This is a genomic window from Microbacterium sp. CFSPD4_SD4 (assembly GCF_057364585.1).
On record NZ_JBNFOC010000005.1, the window covers coordinates 186326 to 209607 of the forward strand.

Genomic DNA, 23282 nt, shown 5'->3' on the forward strand with positions numbered 1-23282 from the left:
TTCCGCGCCATCCCGGGGAGCGGAGACGTACTATTCACTCGCCGGGCACCGTTCGTTAACCTTCGGAGCAGACAATCGCTTCAGGCCTGCGCGCGCGCAGTGCTCTCCCCGCGGACGCCCCGCCGCCCCGCGCTGGACCGTCAGCCGGGATCCGAACGAAAGGTTGCGCCCACCATGCGCGAAGTCTTCCACCAGTCCCTCGAGGACCTGCAGTCCCGCCTCGTCGAGATCGCCGAGCTCGTCACGGTCTCCATCGACAAGGCGACCCGCGCGTTCGCCACGAGCGACGTCGCGCTGGCCGAGGAGGTCATCGCCGACGACGCGAAGATCGACGAGCTCGCCGTCGCGCTGGACGAGCAGGCCATCGAGATCCTCGCCCGACAGCAGCCGGTCGCGCGCGACCTCCGGATCGTCGTCACGGCGCTCCGCGTCAGCGCGTCCCTGGAGCGGATGGGCGACATGTCCGAGCACATCGCCCAGCTCGCCCGCCTGCGCTTCCCGGAGCGCGCGATCCCGAAGGGCCTGAAGGGCACGTTCGTGAAGATGGGCGAGCTGGACGTGGAGATCTCCCGCACGCTCACGGAGCTGCTCCGCACCCAGGATCTGAAGTTCGCCGACGCGATCCGCAACGCCGATGACGACGTCGACGAGCTGCACGCCAGCGTCTTCGAGAAGGTGCTGAGCGACAACTGGAAGGGCGAGGCCGTCGCCACGGTCGATGCGACGCTCGCCAGCCGGTACCACGAGCGCTTCGCGGACCACGCGGTCGCCGTCGCCAAGAAGGTCGTCTACCTCGCGACGGGCGACTGGCACGTCGAGGAGGAGGACATCGCCCTCGCGGTGGAGCAGCAGGAGCAGCTCGGCCACGCCTGACGAGACCCCGCCTCATCGCCGAGACCCCCTGCTGCAGTCGTCTGCGGCAGGGGGTCTCGACGTGAAACCGGGGGCTCGGTTACTTCTTGCCCTGGGCGGCCACGGCCGCGGCACCGGCGGCGGCGGCCTCCGGGTCGAGGTACCGGCCGGGACCGGTCGGCGCGTTGTTCTCGTCGAGCTCGTACACCAGCGGAATGCCGGTCGGGATGTTCAGGCCGGCGATGTCGTCGTCGCTGATGCCCTCGAGGTGCTTGACGAGGCCGCGCAGCGAGTTGCCGTGCGCGGTCACGAGGACGGTCTTGCCGGCTTCCAGATCGGGGACGATCTCCGCGTCCCAGTACGGCAGGAGGCGGTCGATGACGAGCTTGAGCGACTCCGTGCGCGGCACCTCGCCGTCGATGCCCTCGTAGCGGGCGTCGCCCACCTGGCTGAACTCGCTCGCGTCGTCCAGCGGGGGTGGCGGCACATCGAACGAGCGGCGCCACAGCTGGAACTGCTCCGGACCGAACTCCTCGAGCGTCTGCGCCTTGTCCTTGCCCTGCAGCGCCCCGTAGTGGCGCTCGTTGAGCCGCCAGGAGCGCTTCACCGGGATCCACAGCCGGTCGGCGGCATCCAACGCGATGTCGGCGGTCTGGATCGCCCGGCTCAGCAGGGACGTGTGCAGGACGTCGGGCAGGATGCCGGACTCGGCGAGCAGCTCACCGCCGCGACGGGCCTCGTTCTTGCCCTGCGCGGTCAGGCGGACGTCCACCCAGCCGGTGAAGAGGTTCAGTTCGTTCCACTCGCTCTGGCCGTGGCGGAGCAGGATCAGGGTGCGCTTCGCAGTCATGTCGCCAGTTTATCCGGGGCGCGGAGCGGGCACAGCGGCGGAGGAGGGAGGATGGACGCATGGCGTCATCTCCCCTCGGTCGGCCGACCCGCGGCACGACAGGGACGAACCGGCTGCGTCGGAACGACCGGTGGATCGCCGCCTCCCCCGCCTTCCGACGCGCGCCCGACCCCCTCGTCGTCGACCTCGGTTTCGGGGCGAGCGGGGTGACCGCGTTCGAGCTGGCCGCCCGACTGCGACGCGTGCGGCCGGACGCGGAGGTGCGCGGTCTGGAGCTCGACCCGGACCGGGTGGCCACCGCGGAGCAGCAGCTCGCCGAGGTCCGGGCCGGCCGCACCCCCTTCCCCGCCGACCTCCGCGTCTCCTTCGCCCGCGGCGGGTTCGAGGTGCCGCTCCCCGGCGGTCGGCGCCCGGTCATCATCCGGACGATGAACGTCCTGCGGCAGTATGACGAGGTCGAGGTCGCCGCCGCCTGGCGGACGATGGCGCACCGCCTCGCGCCGGACGGGCTCCTGGTGGAGGGCACCTGCGACGAGATCGGGCGCGTGGCGAGCTGGATCGATGTCGATCCCGACGGCACGCCGCTCCGCTTCACCGTCTCCCTCCGCCTGCGCGGGCTCGAGGTCCCGAGCATCGTGGCGGAGCGGCTGCCTAAGGCCCTCATCCACCGCAACGTCCCCGGCGAGCGCATCCATGCGCTGCTCGTCGACCTGGACCGGGAGTGGGAGCGCGCTGCTCCCCTGTCGACCTTCGGGGCCACGCAGCGCTTCCTCGCCGCGGTGACCGCGCTGCGCGCGCAGGGCTGGCCTGTGCAGGGCGGGCGGAGCCGGTGGCGACTGGGCGAGCTCACCCTGCCGTGGGGCGTGGTGACTCCGACCTGACCAGGGTCCGGTGTCTCAGAGCCCGGCGTCGCGGGGATCGGGCGCCGTGGGTCGGCGGGACAGCCGCGTCAGGCGCGGGATGTCCGCGGTGGCGCCGGCGTCGGCCGGGACGATGATCTGCTGGGACGCGGCGATGTCGATCCCCTCGGCCCGGACGACGAGATCGCCGATCGGGGCGCGACGGGACAGGAGAGCGAGGGCGATCGGCCCGTCCTCATGATGCCGCGCGGAGGAGGTGATGTGCCCGACCTCGTCATCGCCCGCGAACACGGGGGCTCCGGGTTCCGGAAGCACGGCGTCGCTGCCGTCGAGCTGGAGCAGGGCGAGCCGCCGCGGCGGATGACCGAGGTTGTGCACCTTCGCGACGGTCTCCTGCCCGCGGTAGCAGCCCTTGTTCAGGTGCACGGCGCTGCGGAGCCAGTCCGACTCGTGCGGCAGCGATCGCTCGTCCACCTCGGCCGCCCACCGGGGGCGCCAGGCGGCGATGCGCAGCGCTTCGGCGGCGAGGAGTCCGGCGGCATCCTCCCGATCGAGCTCCGCGGCGAGCGCCCGCGCCGCCGTCCCGGGCACGATGCCGACCCGCCAGGCGAGGTCGGCCCCGGGGTGCGCGGCCACGTCGGCGTACTGATGGCCGCCGACGGCGACCTGCTGCCACGGGTCGACCCAGATCCGCGCGTCGTCGAGGCCGCGCACGCGCTCGGCCGCGGGACCACCGTCGACGAAGCCGAGCAGCGCGAGGTCGGGGCGCAGCTCGACCGTGGCCTGGGTGCGGAATTTCATCCGCGTCAGCCAGGTCGCGAGCCCCTCGACGTCACCCGCGTCCGCCAGGAGCCAAGTCGAGATGCCGTCGTCGAGGACGCCTGCGGCATGCTCGACGCGCCCCTGCGGATCGAGGACGAGGAGCTCGGTGCTCTCCCCCGCCTGCAGGCGACCCACCGCCTGCGACGTGATGGAGTCGAGCCACGGAAGCCGTTCGGGGCCGGAGACCTCGATGACCGCCCGGTCGTCGAGCGCCGCGATCGCCGTTCCGGCCGCGAGACGGCGCTGCTCGCGGAACGGGTCGCCGAAGTGGGCGACCCCGCGCTCTCCCGCGGTCGCGCCGGGGACGCCGTCGAAGACGCTGCTGCTCACGGTGTGCTCCGTTCAGACGCGGGCGAGCCGCGCCGAGGCGTGCGCCCGCAGAGGTGTGCCGAGGGCGGCGATGTCCCACGCCCAGAGCAGATGCCCGTCGACGAGTCCGTACATCCGCGAGGCGGAGCCGTAGTCCTTGGCGCCCGCACCGCGCACGATCGCGTCCGACGTGAGGTCGACCCGGGGTCCGTTGATCTCGCCGAGGTAGTACTCGAGCATGCCGTCCGAGCGCGCCAGCGACACCTCGAGCGGGAACGCGCCGTTGGCGGACCGCAGGTCCTCCACGTCATCGACCGTGCGGGTGACGGGCGTCGCCGTCGGTGGCAGCAGCGCCGGTCCCGCGTCGGTCGCCGCGGCCGGACGCGCCAGACGCCAGAAACCGGACTCGGCGGTCAGCGGGACGGCGGGCGCACCCTCGTCACCGACGAAGGTCGCCGTGGCCGCGTAGTTCAGGAACGGTCCGCCATCGTGGCTGAAGCTGACGCGATGCGTGAACTCGCCCTGCAGACGCTCCTCGCCGACCGGGTAGTCGATCACCCCGGACCCCTCCCACACGCCGATCAGCCACGCCAGCGGGGCGAGGTCGGCGGGAAGGTCGGTGGGGAGTTCGATCATGTCGTCAGCGCTGGCCGCGGAAGAGGTTGCGCAGCACCACGGCCGACACGAAAACGATCGCGAGGCTCGCCAGGCCGAGCAGGCCGATGAAGAAGATTTCGAGCGCCATGATGTCCATGACCTCCACCTTACCCCCGGCGATCCGGGTCAGGAGGGGATGAGGGCGGCCAGGCCGAAGCCGACCGAGATGATCCCCATCAGCAGCAACGAACCGGTCACGCTGCTCGCGACGCGGAAGATGAAGCCCTGCGTGCGCCCGTACCAGAGCTGCACGGCGAAGGACAGCAGCACCACCGCCCCGAAGCCGACCAGCATCCAGGGGATGCGCCACTCCTCCGGAGCGAAGATCCCGATGACGATGCTGCCGACGAACGCGGTCGCCCAGACCGCGATGACGCCGGTGAAGGCGTTGCGGGGCGCGAGTGCCGGTTCTGACATGTCTCCATTCTTGCGCATCGGTGGCCGCTATCATGGCGGCACGGCGTCGATCCCCCCGCCGGTGAGGAGTGCGCGTGGCCCTGGTGCTGGTTCTGACCAATGCTCCGCTCTCGGAGCAGGTGCTGCCCGCCCTCGAGCTGCTGAGCCATCGCACGCGGCAGATCCCGGCGGAGCCGGCGCAGCTGATCAATGCCCCGGAGTACGACATCGTGATCGTCGACGGCCGCCACGACCTCGTCGGGGCGAAGTCGCTGTGCCGACTGCTGCGGGCCACCGGACAGGACGCACCGCTCCTGCTCGTGGTGACCGAGGGCGGCATGAGCGCGCTGTCGGGCGAGTGGGGCATCGACGACGTCCTGCTGGCGACGGCCGGTCCCGCGGAGATCGACGCACGCGTGCGTCTGGCGCTCGCGCGACGGGACGAGGTCGCCGAACCGGCGCGCGTGCAGGCCTCCGGCGTCACGATCGACGAGCAGTCCTACTCGGCCAAGCTCCACGGGCGGCCGCTGGACCTCACCTACAAGGAGTTCCAGCTCCTGCACTTCCTCGCCACCCACCCGTCCCGGGTGTTCACCCGCGAGCAGCTGCTCAGCGAGGTGTGGGGGTACGACTACTTCGGCGGCACCAGGACCGTCGACGTGCACGTGCGACGGCTCCGCGCCAAGCTCGGCGATCAGGAGCAGATCATCGGCACCGTGCGCAACGTCGGGTACCGCTTCAACGTCTACGAGGACGACAGCCTGGTCGGCTCGCGCTGACCGCCGTTCACACGCCCGACACCTGCCGGTGCTTAGATGTACCCCATGATCGATCCCGCACTCGCCGACGCCGGACTCGGTGACGCCGAAGACGACGACTTCGACGACGCCGTCGAGGCGCCGGACTCGCAGCTCCCCGACCACCGCTATCTGGACCGCGAGCTGAGCTGGCTCGCGTTCAACCAGCGCGTGCTCGAACTCGCGGAGGACCCGTCGCTGCCCGAGCTGGAGCGGGCGAACTTCCTGGCCATCTTCGCCAGCAACCTCGACGAGTTCTTCATGGTGCGCGTGGCCGGTCTCAAGCGGCGCATCATGACCGGTCTCGCCGTGCCGACCAACATCGGACGCTCCCCCGTCGACGCCCTCGCCGACATCTCGCGCGAGGCGCACGCCCTCCAGCTCCGCCACGCGGACGCCTGGACGAAGCTCGTCCGCCCCGCCCTCGCCGACTCCGGCATCGAGATCACGGAGTGGTCGGATCTCACCGACGACGAGCGCAGCGCGCTGTCCGACTACTTCGGCGCACAGGTCTTCCCGGTGCTGATGCCGCTGGCGGTCGACCCGGCGCACCCGTTCCCCTACATCTCCGGGCTCTCCCTGAACCTCGCCATCCGCATCCGCAACGCGCGGACCGGCCGCCAGGAGTTCGCACGCCTCAAGGTGCCGCCCATGCTGCCGCGCTTCGTCGAGGTGCCGTCCACCGGCGAGATCAAGCGCTTCCTCCGGCTCGAGGAGCTCATCGCCAACCACCTCGGCGACCTGTTCCCCGGCATGGAGGTGCTCGACCACCACGCGTTCCGCCTCACCCGCAACGAGGACGTGGAGATCGAGGAGGACGAGAGCGAGAACCTCATCCAGGCGCTGGAGGCCGAGCTGCTGCGCCGCCGGTTCGGGCCGCCGATCCGGCTCGAGATCACCGACGACATGGACGAGGTCACGATGGACCTCCTCGTGCGCGAGCTCGACATCACCGATCAGGAGGTCTACCGCCTCCCCGGGCCGCTCGATCTGCGCGGCCTCTTCGATCTGTCGCGCATTGATCGCCCCGATCTGCGGTACCCGCCGCACCTCCCCACCACCGCGGTGGCCTTCCAGCCGACGGGCTCCAACACCCGTGCGGACATCTTCAAGGCGATCCGGAAGTCCGACGTGCTCGTGCACCACCCGTACGAGTCCTTCACCACGAGCGTCCAGGCGTTCCTCGAGCAGGCCGCCCGCGACCCGCACGTGCTCGCCATCAAGCAGACGCTGTACCGGACGTCCGGCGACAGTCCCGTCGTGCAGGCCCTCATCGACGCCGCCGAGGCCGGCAAGCAGGTGCTCGCGCTCGTCGAGGTGAAGGCCCGATTCGACGAGGCCAACAACATCGTGTGGGCGCGCAAGCTCGAGAAGGCCGGCGTGCACGTGGTGTACGGCCTCGTCGGGCTCAAGACCCACTGCAAGCTCGCCCTCGTGATCCGCGAGGAGGAGGGCAGACTCCAGCACTACTCGCACGTCGGCACCGGCAACTACAACCCGAAGACGAGCCGCATCTACGAGGACTTCGGTCTGTTCACCGCCGATGCCCAGGTCGGCAAGGACCTCACCCGGCTGTTCAACGAGCTCAGCGGCTACGCGATCGAGAAGAAGTTCAAGCGTCTGCTCGTCGCCCCGCTCCACCTCCGCAAGGGCCTCGTGCGGCTGATCGACGCCGAGCGCCGGATCGCCGAGTCGGGCAAGCCCGCGCACATCCGCATCAAGGTCAACTCGATGGTCGACGAGGAGATCATCGACGCCCTCTACCGCGCCAGCGCCGCGGGGGTGAAGGTCGACGTGTGGGTGCGCGGAATCTGCAGCCTGCGGCCCGACCTCGACGGGATCAGCGACAACATCACCGTCCGCAGCATCCTCGGCCGCTACCTCGAGCACTCGCGCATCTTCACGTTCGAGAACGACGGCGACCCGCAGGTGTACATCGGCAGCGCCGACATGATGCACCGCAACCTCGACCGGCGCGTCGAGGCCCTGGTGCGGGTCACCGACCCGGCGCATCTCAAGGAGCTCACCGCCTTCTTCGACCTGGCGATGGACGACCGGACCTCGTCGTGGCACCTCGGCCGCGACGGCGTGTGGGAGCGCCACGCCGTGGATGCCGACGGCAAGCCGCTCACCGACCTGCAGGATAAGACCATGGGGATGATCCAGCGACGTCGTCGGGCGCGGGCGGTTCGATGACGGCGCGGCAGGTCCAGCTCCCGCCGTCCGCGGCCGACGCGAAGTGGGCGGACAAGGCCGTGTACGCGGCCGGCGCCGTCGTGTGGCGTCTGGTCGACGGCAAGCTGCGGATCCTGCTCATCCACCGCACGAAGTACCGCGACGTCACCCTGCCGAAGGGCAAGGTCGACCCGGGCGAGATGCTCGCGGAGACCGCTGTCCGCGAGGTGCACGAGGAGACCGGCATCCGCGTGGCCCTCGGCGTGCCGGTCGGGATCAGCCGCTACCACCTCGCGTCCCGCAAGCAGAAGGTCGTGCACTACTGGGCTGCCGAGGCGACGGATGCCGCGATCCGCGCCTCGACCTTCGTGCCCAACCGCGAGATCGCCGCCCTCGAGTGGGTCAGCGTGAAGAAGGCCCGTGCCGCGCTGAGCTACCCCGTCGACCTCGAGATCCTCGATGCGTTCGCGGCCCTCGTCGACGACGGCGTGCTGCGGACCTTCCCGGTGATCGCCCTCCGGCACGCGAAGGCCCTGCCCCGCTCGGAGTGGGACAAGGCGGACGCCGCGCGGCCGCTCTCCGACCGCGGGAAGCGGCAGGCCAAGGCCATCGTCGGACCGCTCCGCGCGTTCGGGGTGCGCAAGATCGTCACCAGCGACGCGGTGCGCTGCGTGCAGACCGTCACGCCGCTCGCGAAGGCCCTGGACCGCAAGCCGGTGCTCACCGAGAAGATCAGCCAGGACGCCTGGGAGGACGGCGTCGCCGATCTCCGCTCCGTCGTCGGCCGCCGCATCCGCGCCGGCAAGCCCGCCGTGCTCTGCAGCCACGGCCCGGTGCTGCCAGCGCTCCTCTCGGAGATCGCCCTCGCGACCGGCACCGTGCACGGCTCGTACGTCGGCAGTGCCGCCGATCTGGAGACCGGCGCGTTCTCCGTGGTGCACGTCTCGGCGACCAACCCCGGCTCCGGCATCATCTCGATCGAGACCCACGCCCCCAAGGTCTGACCCTCCCTCGTTCGAATCGCGCACTTCGCTGCATCTCGGCCGGGGATGGCGCAAAGTGGGCGATTCGAAATGGAGGGGGCCGCGCGGTGACGGGGATCGGCTCCAGAGAGTCGCCGGTCGTTCACCTGCCGTTCACCTGCGCGGGAGAGTCTCGTTAACCGTCGCCCCTAGCGTCACTGTGTGCCCTGCACCGGGCCCCACCCCTCCAAGATCGAAGGATCCACAGTGAAGATCTCCCGAATCGCACGAATCGGCGCCATCGGCGCCGTCGCCGCTCTCGCCCTCGCCGGCTGTGCCGCGAACGAAGGCGGAGCCGGCGGCTCCAGCGAAGAGCCCTCGGAGTCCACGCTCTCCGGCACGATCGACGCGACCGGCGCGTCCTCGCAGACCGCAGCCCAGGAGGCCTGGGTCGCCGCCTTCCAGACCGCCAACCCCGACGTGACGGTCAACTACGAGCCCACCGGCTCGGGCACCGGCCGCGAGAACTTCCTCGAGGGCGGCAGCAACTTCATCGGCTCGGACCGCGCGTTCAACGACGAGGAGATCGCCGCCGGCGGCTTCGGCGCCTGCACCACCGACGACATCGTCGAGGTCCCCCTCTACATCTCCCCCGTCGCCGTCGCGTTCAACCTCGAGGGCATCGACACGCTGAACCTCGACGCCGCCACGATCGCGGGCATCTTCGCCGGCACGATCACCAACTGGAACGACGAGGCCATCGCCGCCCTGAACGACGGCGTCGAGCTCCCCGACCTGGCGATCTCGCCGGTGCACCGCTCCGACCCCTCGGGCACACAGGAGACCTTCGCCAAGTACCTCAGCGCGACGGCCCCCGACGTCTGGACCTACGAGGTCTCCGACGAGTGGCCGATCCAGGGTGGCGAGGCCGCTCAGGGCACCTCGGGTGTGAAGCAGGCCCTCACCGCCGGCAACGGCGCGATCGGCTTCCTCGACGCCTCGCAGGCGGACGGCCTCGGCCAGGTCGCCGTGGGCGTCGGCGAGGACTTCGTCTCCTACTCGGCCGAGGCCGCCGCGAAGCTCGTCGAGGGCTCGCCGCTCGCCGAGGGCCGCGGCGAGGGCGACCTCGTCTTCGACGTCGACCCGGCCGCCGCCGCGGACGGCGCCTACCCGATCGCCCTGGTCAGCTACCTCATCGGCTGCGAGCAGTACGAGGACAGCAACGTCGCGGAGCTCGTGAAGGAGTACTTCACGTACATCGCGAGCGCCGAGGGCCAGGACGCCGCCGCCGAGAACGCCGGCAGCGCCCCGATCTCGGACGGCCTGCGCGAGCAGGTCCAGGCCGCGATCGACCTCATCCAGGTCGGCTGATCCTGCCGATCCACTGACGACGGTGCCCCCGCGTCCCCGAGCGGGCGCGGGGGCTCCGCCAGGTCAGCACCCGATCCATCTCCACCCGGCCCGAAACAGGGAGATCATGAGCACGACCGCGCAGGAGCCGACAACGGCACCGGCACCGACACCGGCGCCGCCCACACCGATCAAGGCCAAGCAGCGCCTCGGCGACCGGGTCTTCTCCGGCACCGCGCTGGCCGCCGGCATCATCATCCTGATCGTGCTGGCGCTCGTCGCCGCCTTCCTCATCATCCAGAGCCTTCCGGCGTTCCAGCTCGACACCACCGACAACCACATCCTCCGGGGCGAGTCGTTCTGGGTGTACGTCTGGCCGCTCGTCTTCGGCACCCTCTGGGCCTCGTTCATCGCCCTGCTGATCGCCGCCCCCATCGCCATCGGCATCGCGCTCTTCATCTCGCACTACGCCCACCGCCGGCTCGCGTCGTTCCTCGGCTACATCATCGACCTGCTCGCCGCGGTGCCCTCCGTGGTGTTCGGCCTCTGGGGCGGCCTCGTGCTCGCCCCCATGCTCCAGCCGATCTACGTGTGGCTCAACGAGAACGCCTCGTGGGTGCCGTTCTTCGGCGGTCAGGTCTCCGCGACGGGCAAGACCATCCTCACCGCCGCCCTCGTCCTCGCTGTGATGTGCATCCCGATCATGACCGCCATCTGCCGCGAGGTCTTCCTGCAGACCCCGAAGCTCCACGAGGAGGCGGCCCTCGCCCTCGGCTCCACGCGCTGGGAGATGGTCCGCATGGCCGTCCTCCCCTTCGCCCGCGGCGGCATGGTGTCGGCGGCGATGCTGGCCCTCGGCCGCGCGCTCGGCGAGACGATGGCCGTGACGATGGTGCTCTCCCCCTCGGCGGTCGTCAGCTTCCTCGTGCTCACCGCCACGAACCCCACGCCGATCCCCGCGAACATCGCCCTCGCCTTCCCGGAGGCGCACGGCACCGGTGTGAACACGCTGATCGCGACCGGCCTCATCCTCTTCGTCGTGACCTTCGCGGTCAACGCGCTGGCGCGCTGGATCGTCGCCCGCCGCGCCGAGTTCTCGGGAGCGAACTGACATGACCGTCCTCACCAGCGCTCCGCCCGCCGCGAGCACCACCGCTCTCACCTCCGGCCGCCTGCCGAAGTGGGCTCCGTGGGCCCTCCTCGGCGTCTCGTTCGTCGTGTCCGTCGCCGTCTTCGGTGTCGCCGCCGCCGGCTCGGACACCCCGCTCGCCGACTTCAACATCGCGGGCACCGTCGTCGTCGGCATCCTGCTCTACATGGTGATCATCACGGTGATCTCCTCCATCGCCGAGAGCCGTCGCAAGGCCGTCGACCGCCTGATGACGGCCCTCGTCGCCACGGCCTTCCTCATCGCCCTGCTGCCGCTGATCTCCCTGCTGTGGACCGTGGTGGCGAACGGCCTCGAGCGCTTCGACGCCGAGTTCTTCACCTACTCGATGCGCAACGTCGTCGGCGACGGCGGCGGTATCGTGCACGCCATCTGGGGCACGGTCCTCATCACGCTGACGGCCACGATCATCTCCGTGCCGGTCGGTCTGATGACCTCGATCTACCTCGTCGAGTACGGCCGCGGCAAGATCGCCAAGGCCATCACGTTCTTCGTCGACGTGATGACGGGCATCCCCTCGATCGTCGCCGGTCTGTTCATCTACGCGGTGTTCGCCCTCCTGATCCGTCCCGGGATCTCGATGGGCTTCATGGGCGCGCTCGCCCTCGCCGTGCTGATGACGCCTGTCGTGGTGCGCGGCAGCGAGGAGCTGCTCCGGATCGTCCCGAACGAGCTGCGCGAGGCCTCCTACGCCCTGGGCGTGCCGAAGTGGCTCACGATCCTCAAGGTCGTCCTGCCCACCTCGATCGCCGGCATCATGACCTCGGTCATGCTCGCCATCTCCCGCGTGATCGGCGAGACCGCCCCGCTGCTGCTCACCGCCGGCTTCACGCAGAGCCTCAACACGAACATCTTCGACGGCCAGATGATGACCCTCCCGGTGTTCGCCTACAACCAGTACATGAACCAGGGCACGAGCCCGGACGCCGCCGTCGCGCGCGCCTGGGCCGCCGCCCTCACCCTCATCCTCATCGTCATGGTGCTGAACCTGCTCGCCCGCCTGATCGCGAAGCTGTTCGCCCCGAAGGTCAACGGCCGCTGAGCGCCCGACCACTCAGAATAGGAATCCACGTGTCCAAGAGCATCGAAGTCAACGACCTCAACGTCTACTACGGCAACTTCCTCGCGGTCGAAGGCGTCTCCCTCGACATCCAGCCGCGCAGCGTCACGGCCTTCATCGGCCCGTCGGGCTGCGGCAAGTCCACCTTCCTCCGCACCCTGAACCGTATGCACGAGGTCATCCCCGGTGCCCGCGTCGAGGGTGAGGTGCTGCTCGACGGCAAGGACCTCTACGGTGCCGGCGTCGACCCGGTGCTCGTGCGTCGCCAGGTCGGCATGGTGTTCCAGCGGCCGAACCCGTTCCCCACGATGTCGATCAAGGAGAACGTGCTCGCCGGCGTGAAGCTCAACAACAAGCGCATGTCGAAGAGCGAGCAGGACGACCTCGTCGAGAAGTCCCTCACCGGCGCGAACCTGTGGAACGAGGTCAAGGACCGCCTCGACCGTCCTGGTTCCGGGCTCTCGGGCGGCCAGCAGCAGCGTCTCTGCATCGCCCGCGCGATCGCCGTCTCCCCGGAGGTGCTGTTGATGGACGAGCCGTGCTCCGCCCTCGACCCCATCTCGACCTACGCGATCGAGGAGCTGATCGGCGAGCTCAAGAACGAGTTCACGATCGTCATCGTGACGCACAACATGCAGCAGGCGAGCCGGGTCTCCGACAAGACCGCGTTCTTCAACATCGCCGGCACCGGCAAGCCCGGGAAGCTCATCGAGTACGACGACACGACGAACATCTTCACCACCCCGTCCGTGCAGGCCACGGAGGACTACGTCTCCGGCCGCTTCGGCTGACCCGTCCCCCGTCCCCCGTCCCCACCCCCATCCCCCCTACCCCCGGGCACAACTTCGGAGATGTTCGGCGACACGCCGTCGCCTGGCCTCCCGCCCCGGCGTGTCTCTTTCGATCTCCGAAGCTGCGCACGGGTCGTGACTCCTGCACGGATCGCGAGTGGGGAGGGTCGTCCACAGACGGCGGGCTACCGAGTCGGGTCGCGGCCAGTGAGGGCGAGGCGGCGCGAATGATGGCGGGATGTGCACGGGGCCAGGGACGCAGGTGTGGCCGTATGCCGCGCTCCGCGCCCGGTACGGACGACGGCAGATCGAGCGTCAGGTGCGCGGCGGCGCCCTCATCCGGGTCCGGCGCGGGGTCTACGCGACGGCCTCCGCGTGCGGGGAGGTCGTGACCGCCGCCGCTCACGGCGGGGTCCTCGGCTGCGAGTCCGCGGCGCGGCACCTCGGGATCTGGGTGCTCGACGAGCCGGCTCTGCACGTCTGGATGCACCACGACCGCCATCAGTATCCCCACGAGGACTGCGACTGCGTGACGCATTGGGATGCGGCGACATCGGGCAGTGCCTTCGAGCAGCCGGGGGTGCCCCTCGTACTCCGGCAGATCTACGGCTGCCGCGGGGCGGAGGCGTTCTTCGTCGCTCTGGAGTCGGCCCGGCGGCTCGGACTCATAGATGCGGTCGGGCTGCGCCGTCTCGGTGACCGGCTCGGGCCCGAGGGGCGCGACCTCATCGCCTTCTCGCGGGCCGATGCCGACAGCGGCCTGGAATCCTTGGTGCGGCTGAGGATCCGACGCTACGGGTGGCGCGTGCGGACGCAGGTCGGCGTGGTCGGGACGGGCCGGGTGGACCTCCTCATCGATGACTGGCTCATCGTCGAGACGGACGGACGCGCCAACCACGAGGAGAGCTCTCTCCGCCACCGCGATCTGGTCCGCGATGCGACCGCCGCCGGCTGGGGCCACGCCACGCTCCGCTTCGACTACGCGATGGTCCTGCACGATTGGCCCCTCGTCGAGCGCGCCATCGTCGAGACCATGCGCCGCCGCCCCTGATCCCGCCTGTGCCGGGCACAGCTTCGGAGATCGTCGACGACACGCCGGTGTCGGGGCGCGGCCCACGGCGTGTCGTCCGGCATCTCCGAAGTCGTGCCCGGGGACCCGGAGGACTCAGTCGCGCGGGGAGAGGAGGTAGGCGTTGAGGTCGTCCGTGAGGGAGGTGTCGACGGGGACCGGCGTGCCGTCGATCGCGGTGATGGCGGTCGCGAGACGCACGCTCGACACGAGCCATGCGGCGTCGGCCCGCGTCAGATCGGCGGCGGGGATGCGGTCGTACCCCACCTCGAAGCCCCGCGCGAGAAGGTGGTCGTAGACGCTGAGCTGCGTGGTGCCATGCAGGATCCCGCCATTCGGGGCCGGGGTCGTGAAGCGGTCGCCGAAGCGCAGGATGAGGGAGGCCGTCGGAGCCTCCAGCACGAAGCCGTCGCTCGACAGGAAGATCGCGTCGTCGGCTCCGCGGCGCTTGGCCTCGCGCAGGGCCGCCATGTTCACGGCGTAGGACAGCGTCTTCGCTCCGAGCAGCAGCCAGGGCGCCCGTTCTGCCGCGCCGAGGTCGTATCCGCGGTCGAGGGTGACGACTTTGACGCCGTTCCGCCGTACCGCCGCGAAGTCCGCCGCCGGAGCCGCCGTGACCCAGGCGGTCGGCGTCGGCCCGTGCTCGACGCCGCGACTGAGGATCAGTTTGATGACCGACTCCCCCGCGTCGAGCTGTGCGGCGGCCTGCTGGATCGCCTGCCGCCACTGCTCCTGGTTCGGCACCGGGAGGTCGCAGAGTCGCGCCGAGTGCGCAAGGCGTTCCAGATGCGGGACGACCTCCTGCGCATGTCTGTCGATCACGCCGATGGACTCGAACACGCCGTCGCCCCGTTGCGTGCTCAGCTCGCCGACACTGAGGGCGGGGGCCGCGGCGTCCACCTGCGTGAACGTGTCGGCGTAGTCGGCACGCTGCTCGTCGGCGGCGACGGGATCGATCATGAGGGCGAAGCGACGGGTCATGTCACCGAGCCTAGGCCGCCGGGAATACCCACCGCGTCCTCGCGTTACACTGGAGTGGCCGGGCCGCATAACCCCGGGCTCCAATTTTCGCCGCTGCGAGCGGCCTTCCGCCGAGAGGCGTTCTTGCGGCCCGGTCTTTCTCTGTCCGGACGCCGTCCCGCCCGCTCGGACTCAGGCCAGGGCGCCGGTGCGCCACAGGGCCGCCGACGCCGCGAGGTCCTGGGCATAGCTGCTCAGCCGCAGCGCCCGCGTGGTGAGCTCGCTCGCCCGGGCGGGCTCCGTGGGCTCGTAGTCGTCGGCGGTGTGCGTCGCCCCCGAGGCCTGGACGCGGCAGAACGCCGCCGCCCGCTCCAGCGCCACGGCGAAGTCGCCGCGGAAGGCGCCGCGCAGGATCGTGTCGATGAGCGCGACGAGCTCGTCCGGGCTCGCCGGCACGGGCGCCCCGGCGACCACGGCGTCGGCCGACGGCAGCTCGACCCGTCCCCGGTCGTAGAGAAGGGCCGCGGTGCGCGGATCGCCGTGGATCGCGAGCTGGAGCACGTACAGCCGCCACAGCGACCCGGGGAGGGTGCGCGACGGCGCCTTCGACCACAGCTCCGCGATCTCGTCGATGCCGTGCTCGCTCGTGAAGGCGATCAGCCGCTCGACGCTCGCCCCGCTCTCGTCCTCGCGGACGCGGGTCAGCAGCGCGGAGGCGGTGGCGTGTGCGACACGCGTCTCCTCGGCGGGATCATGGGCGCCGACGATGTTGTCGAACGCGCTCGTCGGACGACGCACGGGGCGGTGGTGCTGCTCGGGCATCCCTCCAGGGTACGCCCCGCCTCCGACGCTCAGGCCGTCGGGATGACGATCACCGGGTCGGTCGTGGGCAGCCCGGACGGCGATCCGCCCTCCTGCTCGACCGTGACCGCGATGGCGTCGCCCGCCTGCATCTCGCCCTCGAGGAGCGCGGTGGCCTCTCCGTCGTCGACGTCGAACACACCCGCGGCGATGGGATCCTCCCCGCGCACGAACCACAGCTCATAGGTCTTGCCGTCCGCTACCTCGGGCAGTCCGTCCGTGACGAGCACGGCCTTGCCGACCGAGCCCGACCAGTGCGCCGTCGCCGTCGCGCCGTCGTCGAGCTCGACCGTCGCCGTCTGCGCGTCGCCCGCGGATTCGATCTCCTGCAGCGCGACGACACTCGCCGGGCGGTTCAGCTGGTCGTTCAGAGCGACCGCACCGATCCCGACGCCCACGAGGAGCGCGAGGCATGCGGCGAGCGCGAAAGCGAGCCGGGTCCAGCGGCGAGCCGGAGCGGGAGCGGCGGCACCGGAGGCAGGGCTCTCGTCCGCGGGTCCGTCGGGCTCGCCCGAGTCGGACGAGGATTCCGCGGCGCCGCCCTGCGGAGTCTGGGCGATCTGCGCGAGCAGAGCCGCACGGATGCCGGCGGGCGGAGCGACCGGGGCCACGCCGTCGGCGAGGAGAGCGGCCGTCTGGGCGTCGGTGTCGTCCTGCGCCGCCCACTCCGGGTGCTCGGCGAGGGCACGGCGGTACCGGCGCTCGTCGTCCGCCGAGAGCGCGTGGAGCGCGGCACCTGCCGCGAGTTCCGCGAAGTCCTTCTCGTTCATGCCGTCACCCCCATCGCCGTGCGGAGCCGGGTCAGCCCGTCTCTCATCCGTGTCTTGATCGTGCCCAGCGGTGCTCCCACGAGCGCCGCGATCTCGTTCTGACTGTAACCGCCGTAGTAGGCGAGGACGAGCGCCTCCCGCTGCGCCTCCGGAAGCCCCGCCAGCGCCGCGACGACCCGCTCTCCCTCGATCCCCAGCTCCACCCGTTCCGCCACGCTGTCGTGCGCGACGCCGAGGTCCTTGAAGCCCGCGCGTACGTCCCGGTCCGCACTCGACTGCGAAGCCCGCACCCGATCCACGGCCCGGCGATGCGCGATGGTCATCACCCAGGTTCGTCCCTGTCCCTTGTTCGGAGCGAACCGGGAAGCGGATTGCCAGATCTCGAGGAACACCTCCTGCAGCACTTCCTCGCTCTGCGCGCGGTTCACGAGGACGCGCAGGATGAGGCCGAACACACGGGAGGAGAGGGAGTCGTACAGCGTGGCGAAGGCAGCCTGATCACCGGAGGCGACGCGGACGAGGAGGTCGGCGACAGCATCCTGCGGCGCCGTCCCGTCCTCGGGGACGTCCATCCCATCGATGACCATCTCCATAAGCATGCCGTATCTCCTCCCTCTTCCCGTGCAGACGTCACCCGAATGTGAACGAATACACCTCGACGCCGGTGGGGACCTCGAGCGTGAACGTGCCCTTCTCGATGTCGTCCTGCTCGAGCAGGCCGTAGGAGCGTGGCGTCCCGTCGATCCGGATCGTCTGCGCGTTCCCGTCGGCGTCGGTGACCACCACCTCGCCCGACCCCGCGACGACCATGCGCACCTCGGCCGCGCGATACTGCAGCCGGATCCGCGCGTCCTCAGCGGTCGGCGTGACGTACTGCGTGTCCACGGTCCAGTCGCCGTCCAGCGCGAAGCTGTCGTCGGGCTGGTCATCGGGGAAGCGGAAGCTGCCGTCGCCGCGGCGGTACTCGTCGCCGCCGCCGTAGTTGACGTCCTTCGAGGAGCCGAGGAAGGTCTCCCGGGTCGTGGCTCCCACCTCAGGGGTCTCGTCCTTCACGTCCGTGGCGGCGGGCAGCTCGACGTCGGGGTCGGCGTCCTGCAGCAGCTCCCGGATCATCGCCTCGGTGGCGGCGTAGTTGCCCTCGCCGAAGGAGATGTGGCGGACGGTCCCCTCCGCGTCGATGAGGTAGTGCGCGGGCCAGTACCGGTTGCGGTAGTTGGTCCAGGTGGAGAGGGTGTTGTCGAGAGCGACCGGGTACTCGATGCCGAAGTCGCGCGCGCCCGCCGCGACGTTCCCCGGATCCTTCTCGAACGCATACTCGGGCGAGTGGATGCCGATCACCTGCAGCCCCGCGTCCCGGTAGGCCTCGTCCCAGGCCACGACGTGCGGGATGGAGCGCTGGCAGTTGATGCAGGAGTACGCCCAGAAGTCGATGAGGACCACCTGTCCGCGCAGGTCTTTCAGGTCGATCGCCTCCCCGTCCGGGGTGTTGAGCCACTGCTGGATCCCCTTGATGGAGGGCGCCGTCCCGCAGGACTCCAGCTCGGTCGCGCCGTTCGTGCACTTGTCGAGGTCCTTGTTCTCCTCGTTCACCAGGCCGCCGAGGTCGAGGGCGTCCTGCACCTGCTCGGAGTCGGCGATCTGCTCCTGCAGCGGCGCGGTGTAGTCCGGGAGCAGACGCTGCAGCGCCTGCGGCACGTTGAAGACGAGTCCCACGGCGAGGGCGATCATCGCCACGCCGGCGGCGATCCGCAGCGCGCGCTCCTTCGTCCGGAAGGCGCGGATGCGCTCGATGACGCTGCGTCCCGCGAGCGCGAAGACCAGCAGGGGCACCGCGACGCCGATGGCGAAGGAGACGGTGAGGAGCACGGTGCCCACGCCGATCTGCCCCGTGGAGCCGGCGACGATGATGGCCGCGAGGACCGGGCCCGCGCACGGGACGAACACGGCCCCGAGAGCGAGGCCGACGCCGAAGCCGTTGCCGCGGTTCTTCACCTCGCGCTGTCCGAAGCGCTGGAACGGCCGCTCCAGGATGTGCTGGAACCGCGGCACGATGAGTCCCACCCCGATGACGACCAGCACGGCGATGCCGACCCAGCGGATGATGTCCTGCGGCAGGTTCAGCAAGCCCAGCAGGAGCGACCCGGCGAGCGTCACGAGCGTGAAGCTCAGCACGAGGCCGGCAATGACGAAGTAGGGGCGGCTGCGCTTCGCCGGCACCGCCTCCCCCTCGTAGGACGCCGACTGGGCACCGCCGGTGAGGAAGATCACCGGGAGCACGGGCAGGATGCACGGCGAGATGCCGGTGATGAGCCCGCCGAGCAGGCCGATGATGATCAGGTCCATGAGGTCCTCGTCTCTGTCGGGTGCTGTTCGCGCCGACCCCCCGCAGCGGATTGGATCGGATCCGATTTCGGAGAATCTCGAAATTCCTCCCATCCGATCCGCAGAGGCTTCCGAACAGCCCTCGACGCCACGGAGAGGCCGTGGCCGGAGTTTCGAAGGAGCTCGACATGTTCAGCACCAAGAAGAAGGTCACCGCAGCAGTCACCCTGGGTCTGGCGAGCGCATTCCTGCTCTCGGCATGTTCCATGGGCAGCGGAACGAGCACGGAGGAGTCGTCGGAGCCGACGACTCCGGAGACGTCGGAGTCGACGCCGATGGAGATGGACCCCGCGGCGAACCTCGTCGGCCCGGGCTGCGCGGCGTACGCGGAAGAGGTCCCGGACGGCGCCGGTTCCATCCAGGGCATGTCCCAGGACCCGGTGGCGGTCGCCGCCTCGAACAACCCCATGCTGACGACGCTCGTGTCGGCGGTGAGCGGTGAGCTGAACCCCGACGTGAACCTCGTCGACACGCTCAACGGCGACGAGTTCACCGTGTTCGCGCCGGTCGACGACGCCTTCGCGAAGATCGACCCCGCGACCATCGAGACGCTGAAGACCGACAGCGACCTGCTGACCTCGATCCTCACGTACCACGTGGTCCCCGGCCAGATCGAGCCGTCCGACATCGAGGGCATGCACACCACCGTCCAGGGCGCCGACCTCGAGGTGACCGGCAGCGGTGACGAGTGGATGGTCAACGACGCCAACGTCATCTGCGGCGGCGTGCAGACCGCGAACGCGACCGTGTACCTCATCGACTCGGTCCTGATGCCCCCGGCTGAGTAAGCCAGGGACGGTGCCGGCGACCCGACCGGCACACGGCCTCCCCTGTTGTCAGGAGGGACACGGGGCAGGTGAAGGGGCCGTCGGCGGCTGTGGCGCCGACGGCCCCTCGTCGTGCGCCCCCTAGACTGGGAGCACGGGCCTCTAGCTCAGTTGGCAGAGCATCGGACTTTTAATCCGCGGGTCGTGGGTTCGAGCCCCACGGGGCCCACCGCATCCTCAGTCGTCGCCGCCGACGTTCCCGGCGAGCAGGTCGTCGCGGATCCCCGCGACGCCGTCCGGCAGCGACTCGCCGTGCATCACGAAGTCCGGCGCCTCCGGGCTTCCCCCGATGCCGCAGACGGCGACGTTGTCCTGACCGTCGATCGTCTCCGGGACGGCCACGAACCACACCGCCGACTCCTCCAGCCACTCCGTGGTCGCCATGTCGGCGAAGAACGTCGCATCCGGCGAGATCGAGCGGATCTTCTCGGTGCAGAGCGACACGAGCTGCCCCTTCGCGAAGGTGCCGGCGGCCGGGGGCGAAGACGTTTCCGTGGGCGTCGGGGCCGTGGTCGGGGCGGGCGAGGACGACGGCGTCGCCGAGGCGCTGGACGTCGCGGTCGGCGTCGGTTCCGGAGCGGGTGTGCAGCCCGCGAGCACGACCAGCACCGGCAGGAGGAGGAGAGCAGGACGGAGGCGCATGTCTGGATCGTATCGAGTCGACCGCGCCGCCCCGCGCCGACGCGGCTGTGCTGTATCACCCTCGCCGACGGCTGGCCACCCCCTGGCGAGGTCTGATGCGGTGGGAGAGGGTCGAGGAGTCCCCGGAACAGGGCGACTTCCCACCGAAAGGACGGACCATGACTCTCACCGGAAACCGCGTGGCATTCCTGGCGACGGACGGCTTCGAGGACAGCGAGCTCACGAGCCCCTGGGAGGCGGTGACGACGGAAGGCGCGAGCGCCACGCTCATCGCCCCGGACGGAGCGGCGATCACCGGCAAGAACGGTCACGAACAGGCCGTCGACCTGAAGGCCGCGGACGCCAGCGCCGACCAGTTCGATGCACTCGTGCTGCCCGGCGGCGTGGTGAACGCCGACCACCTCCGCATGGATCAGGCCTCCATCGACCTGGCCCGCGCGTTCTTCGAGCAGCACAAGCCCGTGGGCGTGATCTGCCACGGCGCCTGGATCCTCATCGAGGCCGGTGTCGTCGACGGGCGGACCATCACGAGCTACCCGAGCCTGAAGACCGACCTCCGCAACGCCGGCGCGAGCTGGGTGGACGAGGAGGTCGTGGTCGACGAGGGTCTCGTGTCGAGCCGCACCCCCGATGACCTCCCGGCATTCAACGCCAAGCTCGTCGAGGAGATCGGCGAGGGCAAGCACGCAGGGCAGACCGCCTGACCCTCAGCTGACCCGCGCCCGATGGCGCCGCACGGCCGCCCGGTTCGCGCACCTCACGGAGCAGAACCGCTGGCGGCCGTTGCGCGTCACGTCCGCGACGACGTTGGTGCACGGCGGCGCGTCACAGCGCCCGAGTCGGTTCATCCCCCTGGTCACGAGGTGCAGCGCCGTGCCGAGGTTGATGATCGCGCGCAGCACGAAGGGCAGCGAGCGCACGTCGTCCCGGTAGTGCAGGTGCCAGCCCTCGTCATCGTGATTGGTGAGCCGCGGATAGGCACCTGCGGTGGCGAGCTGATCGTTGAGCAGGGCGGCCCGCGCATCGGGGTCCGGCTCATCCACGATGGCCAGCCAGTCGTCGATCACGGCGCGCACCTGCGCGTGGTCGTCGGGGGCCGGCGGAAACGTCTGCGTCATCCCGAGCGCGAGCGACCGCTCCTCGATGCCCGCGCGATCGGCCGGCCAGTCGTTCGCGAGGGAGGCCGCGAGGAGCACCGCGTACTCACCGTAAGGGTTGAGATGCATAAGACCATTACATCACGCTGGTCCCATGACCTCCTCCGACACCCTCCCGATCCCCCGGCTCGCCTCCGCCGCCGACACCCACGAGCACGCCTGGCTCGTGGAGTCGCGTCACCCCACCAGCGAGGGCGTCGTCGTCTACGTCCGGTGCGCGGGCTGCGACTCCCGCCGGGTCGACCTGGCCACGCATGCCCCGATGCCGCCGACCGCGCTGAGCCGGGCCGTGGTCACGCCGTCAGCGCGATGAGCTTCCGCACGGTGCGGAGGTTGCGCGCCGTACCGGGAACCCCGAGCGCCCGGTCCAGCACGGCCTTCGTGAGCTTCGTCGTGTGCACCCCGCCGGGGGCGTAGTCGATCCACAGATCGTGTCCGACCAGGGCGAGACGCTCCCCCGGCACCAGGCGCTCGTGCAGGGCCTCGAGGGCGCCCGCGGCGGGAGCGCCCTCGAGGAACATCGCGTGCACGAGCTTCAGCTCCCCCTCCGGGAAGGGCTGGGCCGCTTCGGACTCGGCGAGCTCGGTGTGCGTGCGGTGGATCACCGGAGTGTCGACGCCGAACTCCGCCGCGATGAGCGCACGGACCGACGCGCAGGCAGCCGCGGGTTCCCGCGGCGTCGCGCAGAGGATGTTGCCGCTCGCGATGTAGGTGGAGACGTCCTCCAGGTCGGTCGCGGCGGCGAGCACCTCCCGCAACCGCGCCATCGGCACGCGGCTGCGTCCGCTGACGTTGACCGCGCGGAGGAGGAGGACGCTGCGGCTCACGCCTCCGAGCTCTCGAGGAGCTCGGCACCGGCGTGCGCGAGCTCGGCGAGGGCCGCGGCACTGGGTTCGGGCGCGACTCCGGCGACCAGGTCGGTGAGGACGCGGACGTGGACGCCGTGGGCGATCGCATCGAGTGCGGAAGCACGGACGCAGTGGTCCGTGGCGATGCCGACGACGTCGGCCGTCACGACGCCGGCCGCGCTCAGCACCGCGGCGACCGTCGCCCCGTCGTCGGTCACCCCCTCGAACATCGAGTAGGCCGGACGGCCCTGCCCCTTGCGCACGTGATGGGTGACGCCGTCGGTCACGAGCAGCGGGTCGTAGTCGGCTCCGGCCGTGCCGGCGACGCAGTGCACGGGCCAGGAGTCGGTGTAGTCCGGGGTCGTGGAGAAGTGGCCGCCGTTGTCGCCGTCGGGATCGTGCCAGTCCCGGGAGGCCACGACGACCTCGTAGTCGTCGGCGTGGGACGCGAGGTAGGCGGAGACGGCGGCGGCCACCGCGTCACCGCCCGCAACCGCGAGGGCACCGCCCTCGGTGAAGTCGTTCTGCACGTCGACGATGAGAAGCGCTCTGCTCATGCTCCGAGCGTACGCCCCGCGGCCGGGCCCGGAGACGAGGAAACCCCCGGGACCACGAGGGTTCCGGGGGCTTTCCTGAGCCGCTTGTCAGAATCGAACTGACGACCTTTTCATTACGAGTGAAATGCTCTGCCGACTGAGCTAAAGCGGCGTGCGACGC

Annotated in this window: 26 protein-coding genes and 2 tRNA genes; 14 read left to right on the plus strand and 14 right to left on the minus strand. The window is 70.4% G+C overall.

What is annotated here, in order from left to right:
- Positions 1 to 174 precede the first annotated feature (174 nt).
- Positions 175 to 873 (plus strand): phosphate signaling complex protein PhoU, encoded by a 699-nt coding sequence (phoU, locus tag AC2W7E_RS10310; RefSeq protein ID WP_025104304.1) that lies wholly within the window; start codon positions 175 to 177, stop codon positions 871 to 873.
- A 79-nt stretch (positions 874 to 952) separates the two neighbouring features.
- On the opposite strand, the gene AC2W7E_RS10315 is transcribed toward phoU, so the two are convergent.
- Positions 953 to 1702 (minus strand): phosphoglyceromutase, encoded by a 750-nt coding sequence (locus AC2W7E_RS10315; protein ID WP_315105071.1) that lies wholly within the window; start codon positions 1700 to 1702, stop codon positions 953 to 955.
- A gap of 59 nt (positions 1703 to 1761) precedes the next feature.
- On the opposite strand from AC2W7E_RS10315, the gene AC2W7E_RS10320 reads away from it, so the two are divergent.
- On the plus strand, positions 1762 to 2583 hold the full coding sequence (locus AC2W7E_RS10320; RefSeq protein ID WP_485989038.1) for a class I SAM-dependent methyltransferase: 822 nt from the start codon (positions 1762 to 1764) through the stop codon (positions 2581 to 2583).
- Between the two features lie 15 nt (positions 2584 to 2598).
- On the opposite strand, the gene ygfZ is transcribed toward AC2W7E_RS10320, so the two are convergent.
- From ygfZ to AC2W7E_RS10335, 3 genes are all read right to left on the minus strand, one after another.
- Positions 2599 to 3714, minus strand: a complete 1116-nt coding sequence (gene ygfZ, locus AC2W7E_RS10325; RefSeq protein WP_485989039.1) for a CAF17-like 4Fe-4S cluster assembly/insertion protein YgfZ — start codon at positions 3712 to 3714, stop codon at positions 2599 to 2601.
- A 12-nt stretch (positions 3715 to 3726) separates the two neighbouring features.
- On the minus strand, positions 3727 to 4329 hold the full coding sequence (locus AC2W7E_RS10330) for a nitrobindin family protein (protein WP_485989040.1): 603 nt from the start codon (positions 4327 to 4329) through the stop codon (positions 3727 to 3729).
- Between the two features lie 147 nt (positions 4330 to 4476).
- On the minus strand, positions 4477 to 4767 hold the full coding sequence (locus AC2W7E_RS10335; protein ID WP_168428992.1) for a hypothetical protein: 291 nt from the start codon (positions 4765 to 4767) through the stop codon (positions 4477 to 4479).
- Positions 4768 to 4841: 74 nt separating this feature from the next.
- Between AC2W7E_RS10335 and AC2W7E_RS10340 the strand changes: the two genes are divergently transcribed.
- The 8 genes from AC2W7E_RS10340 to AC2W7E_RS10375 all read left to right on the plus strand — a co-directional run bounded on the left by AC2W7E_RS10340 (position 4842) and on the right by AC2W7E_RS10375 (position 14100).
- Complete coding sequence (locus AC2W7E_RS10340) at positions 4842 to 5525, plus strand: winged helix-turn-helix transcriptional regulator (RefSeq protein ID WP_025104297.1); 684 nt, start codon at positions 4842 to 4844, stop codon at positions 5523 to 5525.
- 45 nt (positions 5526 to 5570) lie between these two features.
- A complete protein-coding gene (locus tag AC2W7E_RS10345) occupies positions 5571 to 7739 on the plus strand; it encodes an RNA degradosome polyphosphate kinase (RefSeq protein ID WP_025104296.1) in 2169 nt (722 codons plus the stop codon).
- The gene (locus AC2W7E_RS10350; RefSeq protein ID WP_315105080.1) at positions 7736 to 8722 is read left to right on the plus strand and encodes an NUDIX hydrolase; all 987 of its coding nucleotides are present in this window, start codon (positions 7736 to 7738) and stop codon (positions 8720 to 8722) included. Before AC2W7E_RS10345 ends, AC2W7E_RS10350 begins: the two co-directional genes overlap by 4 nt.
- A 225-nt stretch (positions 8723 to 8947) precedes the next feature.
- Positions 8948 to 10051, plus strand: coding sequence for a phosphate ABC transporter substrate-binding protein PstS (locus tag AC2W7E_RS10355; protein ID WP_062636284.1), 1104 nt, complete (start codon positions 8948 to 8950; stop codon positions 10049 to 10051).
- A 106-nt stretch (positions 10052 to 10157) separates the two neighbouring features.
- Complete coding sequence (gene pstC / locus AC2W7E_RS10360; protein ID WP_060923075.1) at positions 10158 to 11141, plus strand: phosphate ABC transporter permease subunit PstC; 984 nt, start codon at positions 10158 to 10160, stop codon at positions 11139 to 11141.
- A 1-nt stretch (position 11142) separates the two neighbouring features.
- Entirely contained in the window at positions 11143 to 12240 is a 1098-nt protein-coding gene (gene pstA, locus AC2W7E_RS10365; RefSeq protein ID WP_485989041.1) for a phosphate ABC transporter permease PstA, read from the plus strand.
- 29 nt (positions 12241 to 12269) lie between these two features.
- Positions 12270 to 13049 (plus strand): phosphate ABC transporter ATP-binding protein PstB, encoded by a 780-nt coding sequence (pstB, locus tag AC2W7E_RS10370; RefSeq protein WP_062636281.1) that lies wholly within the window; start codon positions 12270 to 12272, stop codon positions 13047 to 13049.
- 238 nt (positions 13050 to 13287) lie between these two features.
- Positions 13288 to 14100 carry an endonuclease domain-containing protein gene (locus AC2W7E_RS10375; protein ID WP_485989042.1) on the plus strand — a complete coding sequence of 271 codons (813 nt, stop codon included), beginning with the start codon at positions 13288 to 13290 and terminating at the stop codon, positions 14098 to 14100.
- A gap of 114 nt (positions 14101 to 14214) precedes the next feature.
- On the opposite strand, the gene AC2W7E_RS10380 is transcribed toward AC2W7E_RS10375, so the two are convergent.
- The 5 genes from AC2W7E_RS10380 to AC2W7E_RS10400 form a co-directional block, all read right to left on the minus strand.
- Positions 14215 to 15099 (minus strand): aminotransferase class IV, encoded by an 885-nt coding sequence (locus AC2W7E_RS10380; RefSeq protein WP_485989043.1) that lies wholly within the window; start codon positions 15097 to 15099, stop codon positions 14215 to 14217.
- A gap of 171 nt (positions 15100 to 15270) precedes the next feature.
- Positions 15271 to 15900: a hypothetical protein gene (locus AC2W7E_RS10385; RefSeq protein WP_060923078.1), complete on the minus strand. Its 630-nt coding sequence runs from the start codon at positions 15898 to 15900 to the stop codon at positions 15271 to 15273.
- Positions 15901 to 15929: 29 nt separating this feature from the next.
- Positions 15930 to 16709 carry an anti-sigma factor gene (locus AC2W7E_RS10390; RefSeq protein WP_126893378.1) on the minus strand — a complete coding sequence of 260 codons (780 nt, stop codon included), beginning with the start codon at positions 16707 to 16709 and terminating at the stop codon, positions 15930 to 15932.
- Positions 16706 to 17308, minus strand: a complete 603-nt coding sequence (gene sigK, locus AC2W7E_RS10395; protein ID WP_249520902.1) for an ECF RNA polymerase sigma factor SigK — start codon at positions 17306 to 17308, stop codon at positions 16706 to 16708. The genes AC2W7E_RS10390 and sigK overlap by 4 nt, the downstream gene beginning before the upstream one ends.
- Before the next feature lie 31 nt (positions 17309 to 17339).
- Complete coding sequence (locus AC2W7E_RS10400; protein ID WP_126893379.1) at positions 17340 to 19052, minus strand: cytochrome c biogenesis protein DipZ; 1713 nt, start codon at positions 19050 to 19052, stop codon at positions 17340 to 17342.
- A 167-nt stretch (positions 19053 to 19219) separates the two neighbouring features.
- Here AC2W7E_RS10400 and AC2W7E_RS10405 point away from each other — a divergent pair, with 167 nt between their 5' ends.
- On the plus strand, positions 19220 to 19879 hold the full coding sequence (locus AC2W7E_RS10405) for a fasciclin domain-containing protein (RefSeq protein ID WP_062636269.1): 660 nt from the start codon (positions 19220 to 19222) through the stop codon (positions 19877 to 19879).
- 135 nt (positions 19880 to 20014) lie between these two features.
- Positions 20015 to 20087 (plus strand) — tRNA-Lys (locus AC2W7E_RS10410).
- Between the two features lie 8 nt (positions 20088 to 20095).
- Here the strand turns inward: AC2W7E_RS10410 and AC2W7E_RS10415 are convergent.
- A complete protein-coding gene (locus AC2W7E_RS10415; protein ID WP_485989044.1) occupies positions 20096 to 20560 on the minus strand; it encodes a hypothetical protein in 465 nt (154 codons plus the stop codon).
- Between the two features lie 158 nt (positions 20561 to 20718).
- Between AC2W7E_RS10415 and AC2W7E_RS10420 the strand changes: the two genes are divergently transcribed.
- Complete coding sequence (locus tag AC2W7E_RS10420; protein ID WP_025104283.1) at positions 20719 to 21264, plus strand: type 1 glutamine amidotransferase domain-containing protein; 546 nt, start codon at positions 20719 to 20721, stop codon at positions 21262 to 21264.
- A gap of 3 nt (positions 21265 to 21267) precedes the next feature.
- Here AC2W7E_RS10420 and AC2W7E_RS10425 read toward each other — a convergent pair whose 3' ends face one another.
- Positions 21268 to 21786 (minus strand): CGNR zinc finger domain-containing protein, encoded by a 519-nt coding sequence (locus tag AC2W7E_RS10425; RefSeq protein ID WP_062636267.1) that lies wholly within the window; start codon positions 21784 to 21786, stop codon positions 21268 to 21270.
- Positions 21787 to 21811: 25 nt separating this feature from the next.
- Here AC2W7E_RS10425 and AC2W7E_RS10430 point away from each other — a divergent pair, with 25 nt between their 5' ends.
- Entirely contained in the window at positions 21812 to 22030 is a 219-nt protein-coding gene (locus AC2W7E_RS10430; RefSeq protein ID WP_485989045.1) for a hypothetical protein, read from the plus strand.
- On the opposite strand, the gene AC2W7E_RS10435 is transcribed toward AC2W7E_RS10430, so the two are convergent.
- The 3 genes from AC2W7E_RS10435 to AC2W7E_RS10445 form a co-directional block, all read right to left on the minus strand.
- Positions 22011 to 22544 (minus strand): DUF1697 domain-containing protein, encoded by a 534-nt coding sequence (locus AC2W7E_RS10435; protein ID WP_366215336.1) that lies wholly within the window; start codon positions 22542 to 22544, stop codon positions 22011 to 22013. The two genes, AC2W7E_RS10430 and AC2W7E_RS10435, sit on opposite strands and share 20 nt — an antisense overlap.
- Positions 22541 to 23122, minus strand: a complete 582-nt coding sequence (locus AC2W7E_RS10440; protein WP_315109836.1) for an isochorismatase family protein — start codon at positions 23120 to 23122, stop codon at positions 22541 to 22543. Before AC2W7E_RS10440 ends, AC2W7E_RS10435 begins: the two co-directional genes overlap by 4 nt.
- A 78-nt stretch (positions 23123 to 23200) precedes the next feature.
- Positions 23201 to 23273 (minus strand) — tRNA-Thr (locus AC2W7E_RS10445).
- Positions 23274 to 23282 lie beyond the last annotated feature (9 nt).

Coding starts and splice junctions, on each gene's coding strand:
- phoU (WP_025104304.1), top strand. CDS start 175: ATGCGCGAAGTCTTCCACCAGTCCCTCGAGGACCTGCAGTCCCGCCTC.
- AC2W7E_RS10315 (WP_315105071.1), bottom strand. CDS start 1,702: ATGACTGCGAAGCGCACCCTGATCCTGCTCCGCCACGGCCAGAGCGAG.
- AC2W7E_RS10320 (WP_485989038.1), top strand. CDS start 1,762: ATGGCGTCATCTCCCCTCGGTCGGCCGACCCGCGGCACGACAGGGACG.
- AC2W7E_RS10330 (WP_485989040.1), bottom strand. CDS start 4,329: ATGATCGAACTCCCCACCGACCTTCCCGCCGACCTCGCCCCGCTGGCG.
- AC2W7E_RS10335 (WP_168428992.1), bottom strand. CDS start 4,767: ATGTCAGAACCGGCACTCGCGCCCCGCAACGCCTTCACCGGCGTCATC.
- AC2W7E_RS10345 (WP_025104296.1), top strand. CDS start 5,571: ATGATCGATCCCGCACTCGCCGACGCCGGACTCGGTGACGCCGAAGAC.
- AC2W7E_RS10350 (WP_315105080.1), top strand. CDS start 7,736: ATGACGGCGCGGCAGGTCCAGCTCCCGCCGTCCGCGGCCGACGCGAAG.
- pstC (WP_060923075.1), top strand. CDS start 10,158: ATGAGCACGACCGCGCAGGAGCCGACAACGGCACCGGCACCGACACCG.
- pstA (WP_485989041.1), top strand. CDS start 11,143: ATGACCGTCCTCACCAGCGCTCCGCCCGCCGCGAGCACCACCGCTCTC.
- AC2W7E_RS10375 (WP_485989042.1), top strand. CDS start 13,288: ATGTGCACGGGGCCAGGGACGCAGGTGTGGCCGTATGCCGCGCTCCGC.
- AC2W7E_RS10380 (WP_485989043.1), bottom strand. CDS start 15,099: ATGACCCGTCGCTTCGCCCTCATGATCGATCCCGTCGCCGCCGACGAG.
- AC2W7E_RS10385 (WP_060923078.1), bottom strand. CDS start 15,900: ATGCCCGAGCAGCACCACCGCCCCGTGCGTCGTCCGACGAGCGCGTTC.
- AC2W7E_RS10390 (WP_126893378.1), bottom strand. CDS start 16,709: ATGAACGAGAAGGACTTCGCGGAACTCGCGGCAGGTGCCGCGCTCCAC.
- sigK (WP_249520902.1), bottom strand. CDS start 17,308: ATGCTTATGGAGATGGTCATCGATGGGATGGACGTCCCCGAGGACGGG.
- AC2W7E_RS10400 (WP_126893379.1), bottom strand. CDS start 19,052: ATGGACCTGATCATCATCGGCCTGCTCGGCGGGCTCATCACCGGCATC.
- AC2W7E_RS10405 (WP_062636269.1), top strand. CDS start 19,220: ATGTTCAGCACCAAGAAGAAGGTCACCGCAGCAGTCACCCTGGGTCTG.
- AC2W7E_RS10415 (WP_485989044.1), bottom strand. CDS start 20,560: ATGCGCCTCCGTCCTGCTCTCCTCCTCCTGCCGGTGCTGGTCGTGCTC.
- AC2W7E_RS10420 (WP_025104283.1), top strand. CDS start 20,719: ATGACTCTCACCGGAAACCGCGTGGCATTCCTGGCGACGGACGGCTTC.
- AC2W7E_RS10425 (WP_062636267.1), bottom strand. CDS start 21,786: ATGCATCTCAACCCTTACGGTGAGTACGCGGTGCTCCTCGCGGCCTCC.
- AC2W7E_RS10430 (WP_485989045.1), top strand. CDS start 21,812: ATGACCTCCTCCGACACCCTCCCGATCCCCCGGCTCGCCTCCGCCGCC.
- AC2W7E_RS10440 (WP_315109836.1), bottom strand. CDS start 23,122: ATGAGCAGAGCGCTTCTCATCGTCGACGTGCAGAACGACTTCACCGAG.